The following is an 18,204-nucleotide window of genomic DNA, read 5'->3' as shown; positions in this document are numbered from 1 at the left end:
TACAGTCCTTCCAGAATCAAGATGCTTTTCGCATCTTATGTGCTTCGCACATCTGATTAAGGAAGCTCGATTCACTAAATTCGTCTCTCCTTACAGTCGGACTTATTAAGTTCCTTCGAGCGACCTTCACACTAAACTCAAACTTCGCATTCTGCTCGTTTTCATTAAGTGTTCTAGGTCAGTTTGCAACCTTTACCATGCTGTGGCGAACTACAAATCCTTTATAGGTGTATCCTTTCTGGAGTTCTTCCACAACAATGTTATCTTCTACTTCTTCATCTTCCACATGCATTACCGCATTATGGAAATCCGGATTGAATTCTTTGCCAACTGCTTCTATCGGTTCTACTCCCAGGCTTTCCAGTGTAGTAGTAAACTGTTTATAGATCTTCTGCATTCCCTCAGCAAACGGATCGTTTTCCGGAGCCTGTGCCAGACCTCTTTCGAAGTTATCAACCACCGGAAGGATCTTCTCGATGATCTCTTTTGCTCCGATGATATACATACTGGATTTTTCTTTTTCCGTACGTTTACGGAAATTATCGAACTCAGCCATGCTTCTCTTGAGTCTGTCTGTCAGGTCTTCAACCTGCTGTTCTAATTTGTTATCTTTTTTCTTTTTGCCAAAGAAAGAAGTCTTTCCTTTGGATTCTTTATTTTCTTCAGTCTCAGCGGATTCTGTTTCCTCTTCGGAATTTCCTGCCGTAGCTTCCGGCGATTCCTCCACTGGCTCAGTTACAGGATCTGTTTCCGGTATTTCCTTCTCTACTTCGTCCTGAACTTCCGCTGTACTTTTCTCTGTTTCTGTCACGCTTGTTCTACCGCCTTTCTACTTTGACTGCTAACTGTCTTCTTTATTTTTTTTGAACACCTGATCCAGCTCAACTTTAAGCGTTTTCAGGCTGTTGACTACATTCTCGTAATCCATACGTTTCGGACCTACGATACCGATTGTTCCATGCATTCCGTTGCCCAGCTCATATGTCGCTGTAACAACACTGCAGTCTTTCATGGTCGCAATTGGAAGTTCATCTCCAATATAAACCTGAACTCCGGTATTATCTTCATCAGCCATTCTTTCTTTTACCAGGTCAACCAGTTCCTGTTTTTCTTCAAAAGCAGAAATCAGTTCGGTTGCTTTCGTCTTATCTGAAAGCTCCGGGTATTTGAAGAAGTTCGTTGCTCCCGATGTATAGATTTCCATATCATCTTCATCTACCTGAATTGTCGCAGCTACAGCATCCAGAACTCTTGCTACCAGACCACTGTGAATTCCCGCCTGTTCTTTCAGTCTTGCGATCATTCCCAGGTTAATATCCTGTATTGGCAGTCCGTTAAGATTGGTATTCAGCAGCAGATTCAGCTTCAGGATCGTTTCGTCATCCATTTCTTCATCAAGATCGATAATCTGATTACGGATCACATTTCCCTCGCATACTACAACTGCCACAAGCTGCAATTCATTGACCCTGGACAGCTGAATAAATTTCAGCTTGCTTCCACTGTACTGAGGAACTGAAACCATTGTAGCGTAATTGGTGTTGGAAGCAAGAACACGTGCCACATTCTTGAGCACCTTTTCCATCTTATCTGTCTTCTCAATCATCAGATTACGTATTTCCTGAATTTCATCTTCCTTTTCCTGCATCAGCTCATCCACATAGAGGCGATAACCTTTGTCAGAAGGAATTCTACCTGCCGACGTATGTGGCTGAATAATATAGCCAAGGTCTGTCAGGTCAGACATCTCATTCCGGATTGTTGCTGAGCTGACATTCAGATCCGGATCCTTGGAAATTGTTCTGGATCCTACGGGCTCGCCAGTTTCCATGTAAGTCTTGATAATTGCCTTAAGGATTAATTTCTTACGGTCTGTCAAAACTTCATCCATGCTCTCAGCTCCTTTCCGATTTAGTTGTTAGCACTCAATTTGTAGGAGTGCTAACATCTATATTGTTAAGATAGCACTGTCGTAAACATTTGTCAACATTTATTTGTGAATTTTTTTTGAATAAATAAAAAAAGAAGCAGTTATTAAATATTAAAAATCAACCGCTTCTTTTACAATATTCCAATTAATAAAAAGATGTGTTTTTCTTCTGATAGCCCATACATGCAGAAATACTATCTGCACAGTCTGCCACGCATTTTCCTATATCGTCTACTTTTTCATAAGGAAGCATTTCCAGAAAACCAGTCGCACTGACTGCTGCTATCGCATCTCCACGATAATCAAAAATCGGTGCTGCCACACATCTCATTCCGATTTCATTTTCTTCATCATCGACAGCATAACCCCGATGCCGGATCTCATCCAGCTGCTTCAGCAGTTCCTCTTCTTTCACACATGTTCTTGATGTAACTGCTGGCATACCCTTTTCTTTCAGTATTTTCAGGACATCTTTATTACTCATGGTTGACAATATTGCCCTTCCCATTCCTGTGCTATGCAGCCAGGCGCGTTTTCCAATCTGTGAATACATTCGTATATTAGTATAGGAAGTAAGTTTTTCAAGATATACGATTTCATTATCATCCAGAGCACCCAGATGAATAATAAGACCGGTCTGATTCCTGAGCTGTTCCATAAATGGCAATGCTTCTGTTTTCAGCTGAAGACTGTTCAGATGTAGGCTGCATAATTCTACTATCTTAATTCCAAGTCTGTAAGAACCGTCTGGTTTTTTCTGAACATACCCTCTTTCACCGAGTGTATATAACATACGGCTGACTGTACTTTTGTTCAGTTCCAGCTGCTGCGACAGATCTTTTACCTGCATTCCCCCGGGATGCTTACCCAGCATTTCCAGAATATCCAGTGCACGTTCAAGTGATTGTATTGTTGCTGACATATTTTCCCCTTCCATAACAAACCGGAAGCAGTCTGAATAGAACTGCTTCCGATTCTCACACTAATCTTTTCTTTAATATGCCACACTTTTATCAAATGTGCAAGTATTGTTGCCGCAAATTCCGTTCACCGTAATACCAATAAGCATCTTACTTGACCAGTTTCATCGCCTCTTTGATATCCTGTACGATACCAGCCTTGTCTCCTGCTTTCAGTTTTGTGCCACTGATCAGCCAGCTTCCACCACAGGAAATAATTTTATCATAAGCCAGTGTTTCTGCCAGATTCTCATTTTTGATTCCTCCAGTAACAACAAACTTCATCATTTTATATGGTGCTGCAACTGCTTTCAGTACAGGAAGTCCTCCCATAGGTACAAACGGAAAAATTTTTACTGTGCGCAAACCCATGCTGTAGGCCATGTCGATTTCTGTTGGCGTCATACAGCCCGGATATACAGGAACATTTTTTTCCTGACAGTACGCCACGACTTCTCTGTTAAATCCAGGCGCAAGAATAAATTTTGCGCCTGCTTCCAGTGCCTGATCTACCATTCCTGTTGTCAGAACAGTACCTGCTCCTACAAGAAGATTTGGAAATTTTTCTGTAAGAATGCGGATAGCTCCGGCAGCTGCATCAGAACGGAAAGTAACTTCTACAATATTAAGCCCACATTCTGTCAGTGCTTCCCCAAGGATTTCTGCCATCTCTGAAGTTTCCAGCGTAACTAATGGCATGATTTTATATTCTTCAATCAGTTTTTCAACATCCATTTTTTATCTCCCGTTGTTTCCCATAAATTTTATCAGTTCATCTCGTGTAGGAAGATTTTCATTATCACCCTTGCTGGTAATTACAATAGAACCAATGGCATTACCACGTCTTACAGCTTCAGCCATAGGAAGTTTTTCCAGGCATCCGCTTATCACACCTGTTGCAAATCCATCTCCTGCACCTACAGTATCCACGATATGTTCCACATGATAACCGGCTACTTCTTTCAGAGATTCTCCTTTTAATTTATAGCAGGCTCCCTTTTCACCATTTTTAATTATGACACCTTTGCAGCCCATGTTGAGATAAAAATCTGCAATCTCATCAACAGTATCCAGGCCTGTCAGAATCTTTCCTTCCTTTATTCCAGGAAGAATATAATCACTGAGTGACGCAATCTTGTTCATACATTCCTGCATTTCTTCTGTAGTCTCCCACAGAGAAACTCGTATATTCGGATCAAAAGAAACTGTCATTCCGTATTCTCTTGCTCTTTCTATGCTTCTGAACACTGCTGCTCTGCAGCTCTCAGACAGCGCAGGTGAAATTCCAGTCACATGCAGCCATTTTGCACCTGCAAAGTCCACTTTATCCACATCTTCAGGGCAAAGATGAGACGCTGCTGAATTTTTTCTGTAATAAAAGATCTCCGGATCTCCCTCAAGAACCTTTGTTTTCAGATAAAATCCGGTCTGATATACAGGATCGATGTGGATTCCATCTGTAAGGATTTTTTCATTTGCCATGAACTTCTGCATGTACTTTCCAAACGGATCATTTCCAAGTTTCGTCAAATACATAACATCATGTTCAAGTCTGGACAGTCCAATGGCCACGTTCATTTCTGCTCCTGCCATTCCTTTTGAAAAATGCTCCGCATCTTCCAGGGAACCCGGCGCATCTGCCATAAAAACAACCATCGGTTCTCCCAGTGTAATTACTTCTTTCACAAAAACAACCTCCAATTATCAGGAATTAAATTTGGTTTTATCAAACATTCCTTCAGATTTTGCAACAATTGTGGTGCATACTGCATCACCCCAGATATTAATAGTTGTTCCTGTAATGTCAAGATAGAAAAAGATTGCTGCGATCCAGCCTACTACTTCTACAGGAAGACCAAATGCATTGATCAGGATAACTGCAATTGCAAGTCCACCACCAGGAACACCTGCACAGCCAACGGAGAATGCAACACCCATAAGGCCAAACAGAAGAAGCTGCGGGAAACTCGGGCTCTGGCCGATTGCAAACATACCTAACATGATATACAGAGGAATTTCTACAGCCATAGAGTCCATGTTAAATGTTACACCAAGCGGTACACCAAAGTCTGCGATTTCATCATCACAACCGATATTTTTTACACACTGCAGAGTCATTGGCATTGTACCGGCACTACTTGTTGTTGTGAATGCTGTAATAAGTGCAGGGAAAAGTTTTCTTGTAAATCTGATCGGGCTGATCTTCGCAAAGAATTTCAGAGCACCGAAATAGCAAAGTACAATGTGGATTGCAAATCCAAGAGTAACTGCGATCAGGAAGCTTCCCATTTCTTTCAGGAATGCGCCTTTAAGACTGGAAATAGAGGAAGCCATCAGGCAACAGATACCGATTGGTGCATAGTACATGATTCCCTGTACAATTTTCAGTGTAAGATCCTGCATGGAATTCAGAAGATTTACGATTGTGTCTTTTGATTTTCCATCTGGGAGACATACAGCTGCAATACCTACAAAAATAGATAGGAATACAATCTGGATAGTATTTCCCTCTGCCAGAGCACCTACAGCATTAGACGGAAGCCATTCAATGAACATATCTGCTGTGATTTTTGTAACTTCATAATCGGCTCCGTTAGGAAGTCCGATACCAAGACCCGGTTTAAAAATGAGCCCCATAATGATACCGATGATTGTTCCTACAAATGTAGTAAGCAGGAACCATCCGATTACTTTACCTGCCCATTTGGACAGTTTTCTTGCATTTCCGATATTTGCAAAAGATGATGAAATAGAAAAAAATACAAGTACTGGTACTACCATTGTCAAAAGTCGGGTAAATACTGTTCCCAGCGGTTTAATGTAATCTGCCTTATCTCCAAGGATAAGTCCCAATGCCACACCTGCTACAGCAGATAAAAACAGGACAAGTGCAAATTTTTCTGACATTTTCTGTAAAAATTTACTCATAAATCTCTTTCCCTCCTGATTAAGTTAATATTATTTACTGTTCATAAGTTCTGTTGCAAATTCTCCAATCAGTTTCAGTCCTTCTACAATATTTTTCATATCTGTAGCATAGGAAAGACGGATATATCCTTCACCACCTTCACCAAAAGCAGTTCCAGGTACTACAACTACCTGTTTTTCTTCCAGAAGCTTATCTGCAAAATCCTGTGAACCAAGTCCAAGTTCCTTAATATTTGCAAATGCATAGAAAGTTCCTTTCGGTGCTTTACAGGATACTCCAGGAATCTCATTTAATTTTTCAACCATTACCTTGCGGCGCTCTGCGTATTTTTCAACCATGTAGTGGTTAAATTCCTGTGATCCCGTCAAGGCTTCCAGTGCTGCATACTGACAGGGCATAGCTGCGCAGGCTGCTACATCTTCCTGAAGTTTTGTTACGCAGTCAATGATCCAGTCAGGACCTGCTGCATATCCAACTCGCCATCCGGTCATTGCGTAGCCCTTTGAGAAACTGTTTACAACTACGGTACGTTCCTTCATCCCAGGGAACTGTGAAATACTCTTATATTTCAGTCCGTCATAAACAATAGTTTTGTATACTTCATCAGATATAACTACCAGATCATGAGCTTTGGCGATTTCCGCAATACCACTCAGTGTTGCTTCATCAAGCACTGATCCTGTAGGATTACTTGGTGAATTAATGATCAGAACTTTGGTTTTGTCTGTAACTGCATTTTCCAGATCTTTAAGATCCAGCATAAAATCATTATCTTCTCTGCATACAACAAATACAGGAACTCCATCACACATCTGCACCTGCTGAACATAATTTGTCCAGTACGGTTCGCAGATGATTACTTCATCTCCCGGATTTACAAGAGATTTAAGAGTCAGAAATAAAGCTCCCATTCCACCGGTAGTAATTGAAATTTCTGTAGCCGGATCATATTCCATATCCATATCTCTTTTTAATGAAGCTGCAACAGCTTCTCTTAACGGTACGATTCCTGCATTTGCAGAATATTTTGTTTTTCCTTCACGAATAGCTTCGCATCCGGCTTCTACAACATTCGGTGATGCTGTAAAATCCGGTTCCCCTAATGTAAAGCTGATTACATGATCATACTGCATTGCCTTATTAAACATTCTGCGAATTGCTGAATGTTTGATTGATCCTGCACTTTTTGATAATTCCATTTCCGTCCCTCCATTTGTTTCATATTGTGAAACTTTGTTTCTGTTTTAGATTTTAAAATTTAGAGGTCAGCTCCACCTCTTTATATTTGTTTCATTATATGAAACGTTGTTTTGTACAAAGAATTCTTTATTGATACGATAGCACAGTTATTATCATTTTTCAACATTTTTCTTATTATTTTTTCTGTTTTTTTATGCACTTTGTTAATTTTTGCACAACAAAAAGACGAAGCAAGCTCCGTAGAACCCCTTCGTCCTTTTTACATAAACTCCTGATAATTCTATCCTTAAATTCCGCTGTTGCGGATTGCTTCTATCACTTCTTTAATCTTCTCCGGTGGAAGAACAAGTGCAAAACGTACATATCCTTCTCCATGCGGTCCGAAACTTGCTCCCGGTGTGACAATCACGCCGGCTTTTTCCATCAGTTCCATACAAAATGCCATACTGTCTGTCCGGCCTCCGGGAATTCTGGCCCAGACAAACATTGTGCCTTTTCCATTTGGCAGATCCCAGCCAATACTTCTGAGTCCCTGACAGAGTGCATCTCTTCTCTCCTGATACATTCTGCACTGCTCCTGTACACTTTCCAGAGGTCCCCTAAGTGCTGCAATGGCTGCTTTCTGAATTGGAAGGAACATGCCAAAATCGATCTGGCTTCTCAGTTTATGAAGTGCTGCAATTACATCCGGGCGTCCAACCAGGAAACTGATGCGCGCCCCGGTAACATTAAAAGATTTGGAAAGACTGAAAAATTCCACACCTACTTCTTTTGCTCCGGGTACAGCCAGAAAACTTCCACCATGGACTCCATCGTAAATAATATCGCTATATGCATTATCATGTATGATCAGAATATCATATTTTTTTGCAAATTCAATTATTTCTTCATACAGTCCCGGGGTTGCAATACTTCCTACCGGATTTGACGGAAGTGACACGATCATGTATTTTGCTTTTCTTGCTATGTCTTCCGGAATGTCCTTTACATAAGGAAGAAAATCATGTTCTGCAACCAGCGGATAGTAATATGGCTTTGCTCCCGCCATAAGGCTTCCTGCCGCAAAAACAGGATAACATGGATCAGGAAGAAGAACAATATCACCCTCGTCACAAAGCGCCATTCCAAGATGTCCCATTCCCTCCTGACTTCCATATACAGACATAACCATATCCGGTGTCAGTTCAACCTGGAAACGCTTCTTATAATAATCACAGACTGCCTCCAGAAGTTCCGGCAGATCACGAAGACTGTACTTCCAGTTATTGTCATCCATTGCCGCTTCAGCCAGTGCTTTTTTGATATATTCCGGCGTTTTGAAATCCGGCGTTCCTACACTCATGTTATATATTTTCATTCCCTGCTGTTCCAGTTCCATTCGCCTGTTATTCAACGCAGCAAAGATTTCTTCTCCAAATCTGTCCAGCCTTTTTGCAAACTGCATTATGATTCCCTCTTTCGTTTATGAACTTCCGCAATTGTTTTCACAACAAAAACAACTTGAGTATTAGTTTATCACTTAATTCTTCACTGTACAAGAGGAAAGTGTATTTGATTTTAATTTTACAGTTCTTCCAGACTTTTTTTCAGTTCAATCATCTTGTCACGTAGTTCTGCTGCCTGTTCAAAGTTAAGATCTGCGGCAGCTGCACGCATCTGTTTTTCAACTTTACGGATAAGTCCCTGAAGTTCTTTTCTGCTCATGGACTCCGGATCTTTCTGCAGTTTGTCTTCTGTTTCTGCCACGGCCCTGGATACTGTGATCAGATCCCTGACTGCCTTTTTAATCGTCGTCGGCGTGATTCCATGTTCTTTATTATAAGCTTCCTGGATCGTTCTTCTTCGTTCAGTTTCCTCGATGGCTTTTTTCATGGAATCTGTCATCACATCTGCATACATGATAACATGGCCTTCACTGTTTCTGGCAGCTCGTCCAATTGTCTGAATCAGTGAAACTTCTGAACGAAGGAATCCTTCCTTGTCGGCATCCAGAATTGCCACCAGTGTGATTTCCGGAATATCAAGACCTTCTCGCAAAAGGTTGATACCGACAAGAACATCAAACACATCCAGTCGCATATCGCGGATGATCTGCGCACGTTCCAGTGTATCAATGTCAGAATGAAGATATCTTACACGAATCCCCACATCACGCATGTAATCGGTCAGATCCTCTGCCATTCTTTTAGTCAGTGTTGTGATCAGGACTTTGTGGCCTTTTTCTGTTTCTTTATTTACTTCACCGATCAGGTCATCAATCTGACCTTCAACAGGGCGTACTTCAACTTTCGGATCCAGAAGTCCTGTCGGACGTATGATCTGTTCTGCTCTTAGAAGTTCATGTTCTGCTTCATACTGTCCCGGAGTTGCAGATACAAACATAACCTGATCCAGTTTGTTCTCAAATTCGTCAAAACTTAAGGGTCGGTTGTCCTTTGCAGATGGAAGCCGAAAGCCATAATCCACCAGTGTCTGTTTTCTGCTCTGATCCCCGGCATACATTCCTCCTACCTGTGAAACTGTCTTGTGAGACTCATCTATAATAAGAAGAAAGTCATCTTTAAAATAATCCATCAGTGTATATGGTGGCTGTCCCGGAGCCAGTCCTGTAAGGTGTCTCGAATAATTCTCGATTCCTGAACAGAATCCTGTTTCTTTCATCATCTCTACATCAAAGTTTGTCCTCTCTGCAATACGCTGTGCTTCCAGAAGCTTGTCTTCACTCTTGAAATAAGCTACCTGCTCTTTCATCTCTTCCAGAATTGCATCTGCTGCCCGCTGAATCTGTTCCTGAGGTACTACATAATGAGATGCCGGAAAGATTGCTGCATGCTGCTGTACACTCTTTATCTCTCCTGTAAGTACGTCAATCTCTGTAATCCGGTCAATCTCATCTCCGAAAAACTCCACACGAATGGCTCTGTCTGTAGAGTTTGCGGGGAATATCTCCAGTACGTCTCCTCTTACTCTGAAAGTGCCTCGATGAAAATCCGTTTCGTTTCTGTTATACTGAATATCTATGAGCTGTCTGATCACGTCATCTCTGTCCTTCTGCATTCCAGGACGAAGAGAAATCATCATGTCAAAGAATTCCTGCGGAGCACCCAGACCATATATACAGGATACTGAAGAAATTACCACTACATCACGCCGCTCACAAAGTGCGGCTGTCGCAGACAGTCTCAGTTTATCAATTTCATCATTTGTAGAGGCATCTTTCGCAATATAAGTATCTGTAGATGGCACATAAGCCTCCGGCTGGTAATAATCGTAATAGGAGACAAAATATTCCACTGCGTTCTCAGGAAAGAATTCCTTAAACTCACCGTACAGCTGTGCTGCAAGTGTTTTATTGTGCGCAAGTACCAAAGTTGGTTTATTTAACTGGGCGATGACGTTTGCCATGGTGAAGGTCTTACCGGATCCGGTAACACCCAGCAAAGTCTCGAACTGGTTGCCTTCTTTGAATCCTTTGACCAGTTTCTCAATTGCCTGAGGCTGGTCGCCGGTAGGTTTGTATTCGGAGTGTAATTCAAAATGATCCATATTTTTCTCCCTTCATATCCCCTCTCGCCTGCAAAACATCCAGTAATTTTGCATATACTTCTTCATTTTCTTTTATAACCAGTGCGATACTGTTTTTTGCCTGATTCAGCTGATGAAAAAGTTCTCTTATATACTTCTTCTCACAATTCTCTGAATATATGTACCTGAGATATCCTTTTTCATCATAATAATACTTCTCGTCTGTCAGAACAGCCAGACGCTCTGTGTCATGCAGTGGCTTATACTGATATCCCTGCCTTATGTAATCTTTCAGGAGATTTTCAGCTTCCACATTATTATTTGCATATGCAATCTGTATATGCGGATAATGTCTCTGTACTTTCTGTTCCGGCAGATGCATCATATGCTGGATAAAAGATGACAGTTCCGCATTTGTCCGGATACGGTTTGTCAGATGAAACTTTCTGATATCTTCCATGCTTTCCAGCAATGTTACTGCATTTCGTTCTACCTCATCCGATGATATTGTATCTTCACTGTCACTTGAAAAAATCACCGGCTGCTGTACTGCCGCATTCAAAATTATCTTTACTTTTTCTTCGGAAAGAAAATGTGTCTCATCTACCAGGATCGCCCGGTACTTTTCCAGCTGACTTTCATTTTCCAGCTGAGTGTCAGACAGAAAATCAATTCTCTGAAGACGATCATGCAACTGTCTCCATTTCTGCCCGGCATCACCGCAGTGTATCATGCATACTCTGTGCCGTAACGAAAGTCTCATTGCAATATCATAAAGAAGCAAAGTCTTTCCTGTTCCCGGAAGGCCTGTAAACCAGTAATGTCCTGTGGTTTTTTCATGTATTGCCTTCAGTATCTGCCGCTCAATATCTCTCTGCTGTGAAGTAAGAAAATACTCTTTCTGCAAAAAACGCTCCGGTTCTGTCAATGGAGAAAACAGAAATAATTCCGCCTGAAAAAGCTTTTCAATCTCCCCTGTATAATCGCAGCTTTTCTTCTGCAAAGCTTTTGCCAGTGGTTTCCAGTCTCCCTCCGCAATATGATCATGGCTGGTAAGTCTTACCAGTCTGTCCTGACTGCTGATGTAGGTATATGACTGGACCGGCCTTCCCAGTACGGAAAGATAATAACGGTTCTGCAAAAGCTGCTTACAGATGGCTTCGTCAGATACAGTTCCACTTTTCAGTTCAATATTAACGATCTGGTCATCTTTGATCTGGAGAAGATCAAATTCTTTTCCCAGCTTCGGTATCTGAAACGAATAAAAAAAACGCAGGGCATATACTTCCTGCATATGTTCCTCCAGATGCCTTACCAGAGATTTCATGCTTTCCAGTTCCCATTCACGTACTTTCAGAAAGGAAGCTCTTCCCGATAACTGACGTTCCAGCCTGGACAACTGATCTGTATTCTGATTTCTGGTAATAGTATATATAGATATTGCTTTCATTCTTTCCTCAAACCGGCTTTCTTATATAATACAGATAAAAAAACATTTTATGCACTCTATTTTAACAGAATTCCACTGAAAGAAACAGGTATATTTTCAGACCATATTTCTTTTTCGTATGTATTTACGTTATCCTTTCCCTGTTACTTCGCAGATTTTCTGCTTTACTTCACCGTAACTGTTACCACTTTCTTTTTGCTTCCTGAACGGATTGTAATCTTTGCCCTGCCCTTTTTGCGGGCTGTGATCTGGCCTTTTTTGTTTACAGAAACAATCTTTTTGTTGGAGGAAGAAAATGTAATTTTCTGCAATGAAGTAATCGGTGTGATCACTGGTCTCAGTAACTGTTTCTTTCCTTTTTTCAGAACTATACGCATCTGTGATACAGAAATCTTCGTTGTTTTTACTGCTTTTTTCTGTACTTTGACTTTGATCTGTTTCTTAAGTCCGCTTGCAAGAGTTATGGTAAGCGTTGCTTTTCCTGTTTTCTTTCCTGCTTTCAGTTTACCGTTAGCTGTAACTGTCAGTATCTTCGGATTGGAAGATTTCCAGGATACAATTCTGTCTCCTGCTGCCAGACCTGTCACTTTCAGCTTCGTTGTTGTCTGTTTTACTTTCAGCGGAAAACTGTTCGCATTTGTCTGAATGATTGGTTTTAACTTACTGCCACTGGTTCTGTTTTCGAATATTTTGCATCTCTGGCAGGTTCTTGTCTGTTTTGCTGCCTGAAATACAGTTGCAGCTGAAACAGTTTTCCAGGAGGTCCAGGAATGTCCTGCTCCGGCTTCTCTGTAAGTATCTGTGTACATCACCCCATCAAGTACTGCGGAGGCTTTGTATATAAAACCTGTACAATATGTTCCGGTTCTGGTAACATCTGCATCTGTAACAGACTCTGCGCCACAATTGTTTACAGTGCAGTCCCAGACAACTGTGCAGCTCATCTGTCCGTCTGCTGTTTTTTCCCACTGATAAGAAGCTGTATATCTGTGTTCATGATCTGCCGGATCCTCAGAAACATCTTTTTCATTTACGGTAAAGTATACCCTGATTCTTCCGCTGTAATTGCCCCTTCCTTTGATCAGAACAGAATATTCTCCGGCTTCATTCACGTTCAGGTCACCGCTCACCCGGTAATCTACATCTTCTGTGAGATATTTTCCTCTGTAGCCAACTTCTATTTCCGGAGACTGCCAGGTTCCGTTTTCTGTGAGAGGCGAAATTTCCACATTCGCATCAGACAGATTATTTTCCGCAGATGGGCCGTAAACATAAATTTCCGGATCTGTTCTGGTTGGAGCTGAAGGACCTGATGCAAACACCATAAGCGGATATTTAAACAAAATGGTTCCCTCTTCGTCTGCCGTTTTCTGTTCCATATAATATACGTTCTTTGAATTCAGAAGGTCGTCTTCATCTTTTCTGCAGACATAGACCATCAGATATCTTTCACCAGGAACCAGATTTGTCTCCAGAAGGTCATTCCAGTAGTTGACTGCTACTCTTGCCTGCGCTCCGTAAGTTTCCTTTTCCATAACTGTCACTGTCGCTTCCGGATCATCGGAGATGTCACTGAGATCTGCTGCCGGAGCTGATGTTTCCTGCTCTTCTGTATTGGCTTCTGTGGTGTCCTCTGTATCAGCTTCTGTCTCCGGGATTACCTCTTCACTGTCGAAAATATCCTCGCCTGAAACAGCTTCTTCATTATCTTCATCTGTAAGAATTATTTCAGTCAGACCATCTGCATCAGATGCCGCTGCACTCGGATCGGTTTCCGATAATTCATCTTCTGTTTCCAGAACTGCGGAGTCAGAGAACGTGTCATCTGTACCAGAAGCAGAAGTTGCTTCCTGTTGAATAATTGCTGCAGGACAGTTTTCAAACGCATCATCCGCCACATATGAAACTGCTGCTATACAGATTTGTTTTAAATTAATACAGTCTTTAAATGCTTTTGTCTCTATATACGTCAATGGTTTCCGTGTTTCTACTTTTTTCAGATTCGTACAACCCTCAAAGGCACTGGCTCTGATAGTTATATTCTTATCCGGTAATACAATTGACTCCAGACTGGTACAATTTTTAAACGCTGAATTTCCAATGTCACTCATCTTCTCCGACAAAACAATAGCTTTTAATTTGCTACAACCGTTAAAAACACTCCATCCTAATTTCCACGCTGAATCCGGTATCTGTATACTTTCAAGGCTGCTGCAATACATAAACGCATAATCATTGATTTTTTCCAATGATTCCGACAATCTGACGTTCTTTAAATTATTACACTCATAAAATGCTTCATATTCAATGATTGTTACTGAATCCGGAATATAAATACTTTCCAGACTGCTGCAGCGTGCAAATGTCTCCCAGAGTCCTGTTACTGAATTTGATATGTTTACATTTTTCAGTTTACTGCAACCCGCAAATGCAGTATCCATATCTGTTACAGAATCTGGCACATAAATACTTTCAAGGCTGCTACATCCTGAAAAAGCGGACTTCATCTTTGTTACGGAATCCGGTATTCTTATGCTTTTCAAACTGCTACAACCTCTAAAAGCGCCATTAATCTCTTCCACAGAACCCGGTAGCCATATACTTTCCAGACTACTGCAGCCAGTAAATGCATAATCTATTTTTGTCACAGAATTCGGTATCTGAACGCTTTTAAGATTACTGCAATAATAAAACAGATCAGCCTTCAAAACTGTCATAGAATCTGACAGTACAACATTCTCCAGACTGCTGCATCCCCAGAATGCCCTGTAATCAATATCTGTTACTGAATCCGGTATTCTTATACTTTTTAAACTGTTGCAATATCTGAACGCATCTATTCCAATTTTGATTACACTTTCCGGTATATCCACATTTTCCAGACTGCTACATCCAATAAATGCATAATCGCTTATATTGGTTACTGCTTCAGAAATTTTTATATTTTCCAGATTTTCACAACACTCAAAAGACCTGACTCCAATATCCGTTACAGTATCTGCCATTTTCACATTTTTCAGACTGTAACAGTCATAAAAAGCTCTGTATCCAAGATTCGTAATTCCCTCCTCTATTACAACATCTGTTATTGTAAGATTCAAAAGCTGCCATGGAAGCCACTCTTCATGGACAACACTTCCATCTGGCATTTTACCGCTTCCAAATATCCGCATTTTGCCGCCATTCAATGTCCAGAAAAAGTTTGTCTCATTTAATGATATGGTCAGTTTTTCTTCCGCATCATTTATTTCCACACTGCCATAACCAAATGCACTGTCTGTGTATGCCTCTACGCACTGCTTTCCTTTTGGTGCATTAATTGTAACAACACCATTCACATTTGTTACAGAATCCTCCTTCAGATCAAGTCCGGTTACAGTAGCATTTTTTACTGGTTTTCCATTTTCATCTATAACATTAACAGTAAGTAAATGTGTTACTTCTAATTTAAGCTCAATTGTCTGGTTTTCTTTTTTCACACTGAAAGATTCTCTTACATAATAGCCGTCTTTCCGTGCGCAGACTGAAATCTGGCCTGGTTCAACTCTGAATTTCGTTTTCCCATTACTGTCAGTTGTAAAAGTATCTGTCAGATTTGATACACTTATTGATGCTCCCTGCACTGCTTTTCCATTTTCATCAACAACTGTCAGATTAACTGTTGCCTTTCCATCGTCCAGCACCACCGTCACATCCTGTGTTCCTTCGACCACTTCCACAGCTGCATCTCCGGAGGCTTTGTCTTTTTTTACATGAATGATAAGCGGGCCTACTTCTGCCCTGAAGTTTGCACGTCCACTGCTGTCTGTTCTCAGAAATGCAGACAGATTTCCTCCACTTATGGCCGCACCGGAAACCACATTTCCATCTCCATCCACTGCGATCAGGTTAATAGTTCCGTATTTGATTTCTTCTACAGTTATAGTTAATGTATTGGTATCTTTTGTTACTGTGATTTCGCTGGAGCCTTTGTAGCTGCTATTTCTTGCCTCGATAGTATGAGTTCCCAGTGGAAGCCGGATCTCAGCTTTTCCGTCTGTATCTGTTTTTCCCTCCACAGTGAGAGTTTTTCCTGTTTCCGGATCTTTTTCATTAAAAGCCATATCTGCCACCGGATTTCCTGATCCGTCCTGTACTTTGACAGTCACTGGATAAGTCCGTGTATCCATGGTCAGATTTACTTCATTTGTATATTCGGATCTCGCCTTTATCTCTGCCTCTTTTTTGCAGGACAGCTCATCTGTTTTTGCATGGAACACATAGTCTCCCTTCTGCAGATAAACCACGGCAGTTCCATCTGTCCCTGCTGACACGGAAGTGATCTCCGGTGAATCTTTATCTGTAAGGAACTTCACTGCTGCCGGTCCGTTGTCCCCGACTCTCATAGGTGTGATCCATGCCTGTGGCACGGCTGTCCCGGATTTATCATCTACACTGATTTTCGTCTTATAATACACATGCGAACAGCTGCCATAGCCGGATTCATTATAGGTAGCAGAACGATAATAATCGAACAGTTTCGCTTCAAGAGATACAAGCACTGCCTCCATGCTGACTGTACCTTTTACAAGATCCAATTTTACTTTTACCATCACCTTGCATTTCACGGATCCTGCAATGCAGTCTTTGCATTTGTGTATCTTTGTGTTATCCAGATTTCCGCTCTGCGTCCTCTTTACTTCAATTCCTGCCGAAGTTTCCAGGGAAGTTTTGCAGAGGTTCTCATTTACAATACATACATAAGGTGTGGCTTCAATTCCGACAAATATCGTCTTGCTGATTTCAGCCTTGGCTGTTGTGGTTGGTGCTTCCCCTGCATCACGGCATCCATTTTTCGTATCATAAGCCACGCCGACAGTTTCTTTCCATTCGAGGGTCCATTTTACTGCTCCTGTACCTCTTACTACAAAAGCCGGTGTAAAACCTGCGCTGACACATGGAAGTATTGGTATCTCCACTCTGGCTAACGGAAGTTTTTCTTCCAGTTTTCCTGAAATTTCACCGGAAACACTGATCGAGCAGTCTATTTTGAATAAGAGTTCCTGATAATTTGCGGAAAGATAATATTTCAGGGTAGACTTCAGCTGAAGATTCAGTTCACCTTTGATGTCAACGCCTGCTTTGTCATCTTCTGTTTTATGTATTTTTTTCTTTATCTGAAAGGCCAGCGAGTGACTTAAACTGCCTTCTCCTTCTGCGCCTGCTGCCGGAAGTTCACCCTGAGTATCAACATCACAGCCCAGGAATTCAACACCTTCGTCCATGGTACTTTCATCTATATCAAGTGGTACATTCTGGTCTGTCACCTCAATTTTCAGATAGTCAAAATAATCAGTAAGGTCTTCTTCTTTTGTTTCTTTCCAGATCGTAACAGTGCTTCCATTTACTGATATTTTTGAAACTGTAAGAAGAAGAACATTTCCATCTGAATCTGTATAGGATAATTTATCTCCACTTATCAGTGAGGTAAAAGATGAATCCGCATTCGTAACTGTATACGTGCCGTCTCCGTTATCCGTGATCTGATTTTTGCCGGCATTTTCTTCGATCACACTGATCTCATCACTGTATACTGCAAAGTTTGTCTCTGTGTCACTGTCCAGATTCAGCACACGGTCTTCCGGAAAGTCTTCTGTAGTGAAGGCCTTCAGATCCATGATCTCTTTTGTGTATTCGCTGGTAGTAAAAGGATCGCAGAGTGGCTCATGGCTGTCTCTGTCCAGAAGATACGCTTTTCCGGTAAAAGTATCGGGCACACTGTTTATGCCATCTCTGCAGGCAATTTTGACCGTTGTACTGTGTTCCGCAGGTGTGACTTTCTGTTTTCCGGAAGCATAAAGAGCACTTTGCTTTCCGGAAAAAATGCTTACCATAACTTCTGCATCTTCGTCTGTAACAAAGCTGACCTCAGCTGTCATATTCTCTTTGTCAATGGTAAGTCCTGATATGTGACAGGCAGCATCTGAATTCTGTTCCGCCGCCTGTTTCGATATGGCATCTGCGATCATCTGACCTGCGGAATCTTTTCCCTCTGCCTCAATCTGACTGCTTTCTGCCGAGATCTGAGGTTCTGATGTATAAGCTGTTTCACTTGCAAAAACAGGATTTACAAACAATCCCAGCGTCATAGAAATTGATAGAATAATAGATAAAAACCTTTTCATACTGCTTCCCTCCCATAGCTGATATCGCACAGTCCCTCACACAAAAA

At 41.3% G+C, this 18,204-nt stretch carries 11 protein-coding genes; all 11 read right to left on the bottom strand.

Annotation, left to right across the window (positions count from 1 at the left end; genetic code table 11):
* Positions 1 to 178: 178 nt before the first annotated feature.
* Positions 179 to 811, bottom strand: coding sequence for a nucleotide exchange factor GrpE (gene grpE / locus ACTNB8_RS01920; RefSeq protein WP_441051842.1), 633 nt, complete (start codon positions 809 to 811; stop codon positions 179 to 181).
* 30 nt (positions 812 to 841) lie between these two features.
* The gene (hrcA, locus tag ACTNB8_RS01915) at positions 842 to 1,891 is read right to left on the bottom strand and encodes a heat-inducible transcriptional repressor HrcA (RefSeq protein ID WP_296156007.1); all 1,050 of its coding nucleotides are present in this window, start codon (positions 1,889 to 1,891) and stop codon (positions 842 to 844) included.
* A gap of 184 nt (positions 1,892 to 2,075) precedes the next feature.
* The gene (locus tag ACTNB8_RS01910) at positions 2,076 to 2,852 is read right to left on the bottom strand and encodes an IclR family transcriptional regulator (RefSeq protein WP_441051839.1); all 777 of its coding nucleotides are present in this window, start codon (positions 2,850 to 2,852) and stop codon (positions 2,076 to 2,078) included.
* A 148-nt stretch (positions 2,853 to 3,000) separates the two neighbouring features.
* The gene (locus tag ACTNB8_RS01905) at positions 3,001 to 3,624 is read right to left on the bottom strand and encodes a bifunctional 4-hydroxy-2-oxoglutarate aldolase/2-dehydro-3-deoxy-phosphogluconate aldolase (RefSeq protein WP_441051836.1); all 624 of its coding nucleotides are present in this window, start codon (positions 3,622 to 3,624) and stop codon (positions 3,001 to 3,003) included.
* A 3-nt stretch (positions 3,625 to 3,627) separates the two neighbouring features.
* Positions 3,628 to 4,575 (bottom strand): sugar kinase, encoded by a 948-nt coding sequence (locus ACTNB8_RS01900; RefSeq protein ID WP_441051833.1) that lies wholly within the window; start codon positions 4,573 to 4,575, stop codon positions 3,628 to 3,630.
* A gap of 18 nt (positions 4,576 to 4,593) precedes the next feature.
* Positions 4,594 to 5,817: a dicarboxylate/amino acid:cation symporter gene (locus tag ACTNB8_RS01895; protein ID WP_441051830.1), complete on the bottom strand. Its 1,224-nt coding sequence runs from the start codon at positions 5,815 to 5,817 to the stop codon at positions 4,594 to 4,596.
* A 30-nt stretch (positions 5,818 to 5,847) separates the two neighbouring features.
* Positions 5,848 to 7,017, bottom strand: a complete 1,170-nt coding sequence (locus ACTNB8_RS01890) for a pyridoxal phosphate-dependent aminotransferase (protein WP_441051827.1) — start codon at positions 7,015 to 7,017, stop codon at positions 5,848 to 5,850.
* A 287-nt stretch (positions 7,018 to 7,304) separates the two neighbouring features.
* Positions 7,305 to 8,462 carry a pyridoxal phosphate-dependent aminotransferase gene (locus ACTNB8_RS01885; RefSeq protein WP_441051825.1) on the bottom strand — a complete coding sequence of 386 codons (1,158 nt, stop codon included), beginning with the start codon at positions 8,460 to 8,462 and terminating at the stop codon, positions 7,305 to 7,307.
* Positions 8,463 to 8,581: 119 nt separating this feature from the next.
* Positions 8,582 to 10,564 carry an excinuclease ABC subunit UvrB gene (gene uvrB / locus ACTNB8_RS01880; RefSeq protein WP_441051822.1) on the bottom strand — a complete coding sequence of 661 codons (1,983 nt, stop codon included), beginning with the start codon at positions 10,562 to 10,564 and terminating at the stop codon, positions 8,582 to 8,584.
* On the bottom strand, positions 10,551 to 11,993 hold the full coding sequence (locus ACTNB8_RS01875; RefSeq protein ID WP_441051820.1) for an ATP-binding protein: 1,443 nt from the start codon (positions 11,991 to 11,993) through the stop codon (positions 10,551 to 10,553). Before ACTNB8_RS01875 ends, uvrB begins: the two co-directional genes overlap by 14 nt.
* 164 nt (positions 11,994 to 12,157) lie before the next feature.
* The gene (locus ACTNB8_RS01870) at positions 12,158 to 18,157 is read right to left on the bottom strand and encodes a leucine-rich repeat protein (protein WP_441051818.1); all 6,000 of its coding nucleotides are present in this window, start codon (positions 18,155 to 18,157) and stop codon (positions 12,158 to 12,160) included.
* Positions 18,158 to 18,204 lie beyond the last annotated feature (47 nt).

It is taken from the genome of Blautia sp. HCP28S3_G10 (assembly GCF_052065235.1).
Lineage (GTDB): Bacteria > Bacillota > Clostridia > Lachnospirales > Lachnospiraceae > Blautia_A.
The sequence above is the reverse complement of the archived record's forward strand: the minus strand, read 5'-3'. Positions and strand labels throughout refer to the sequence as shown.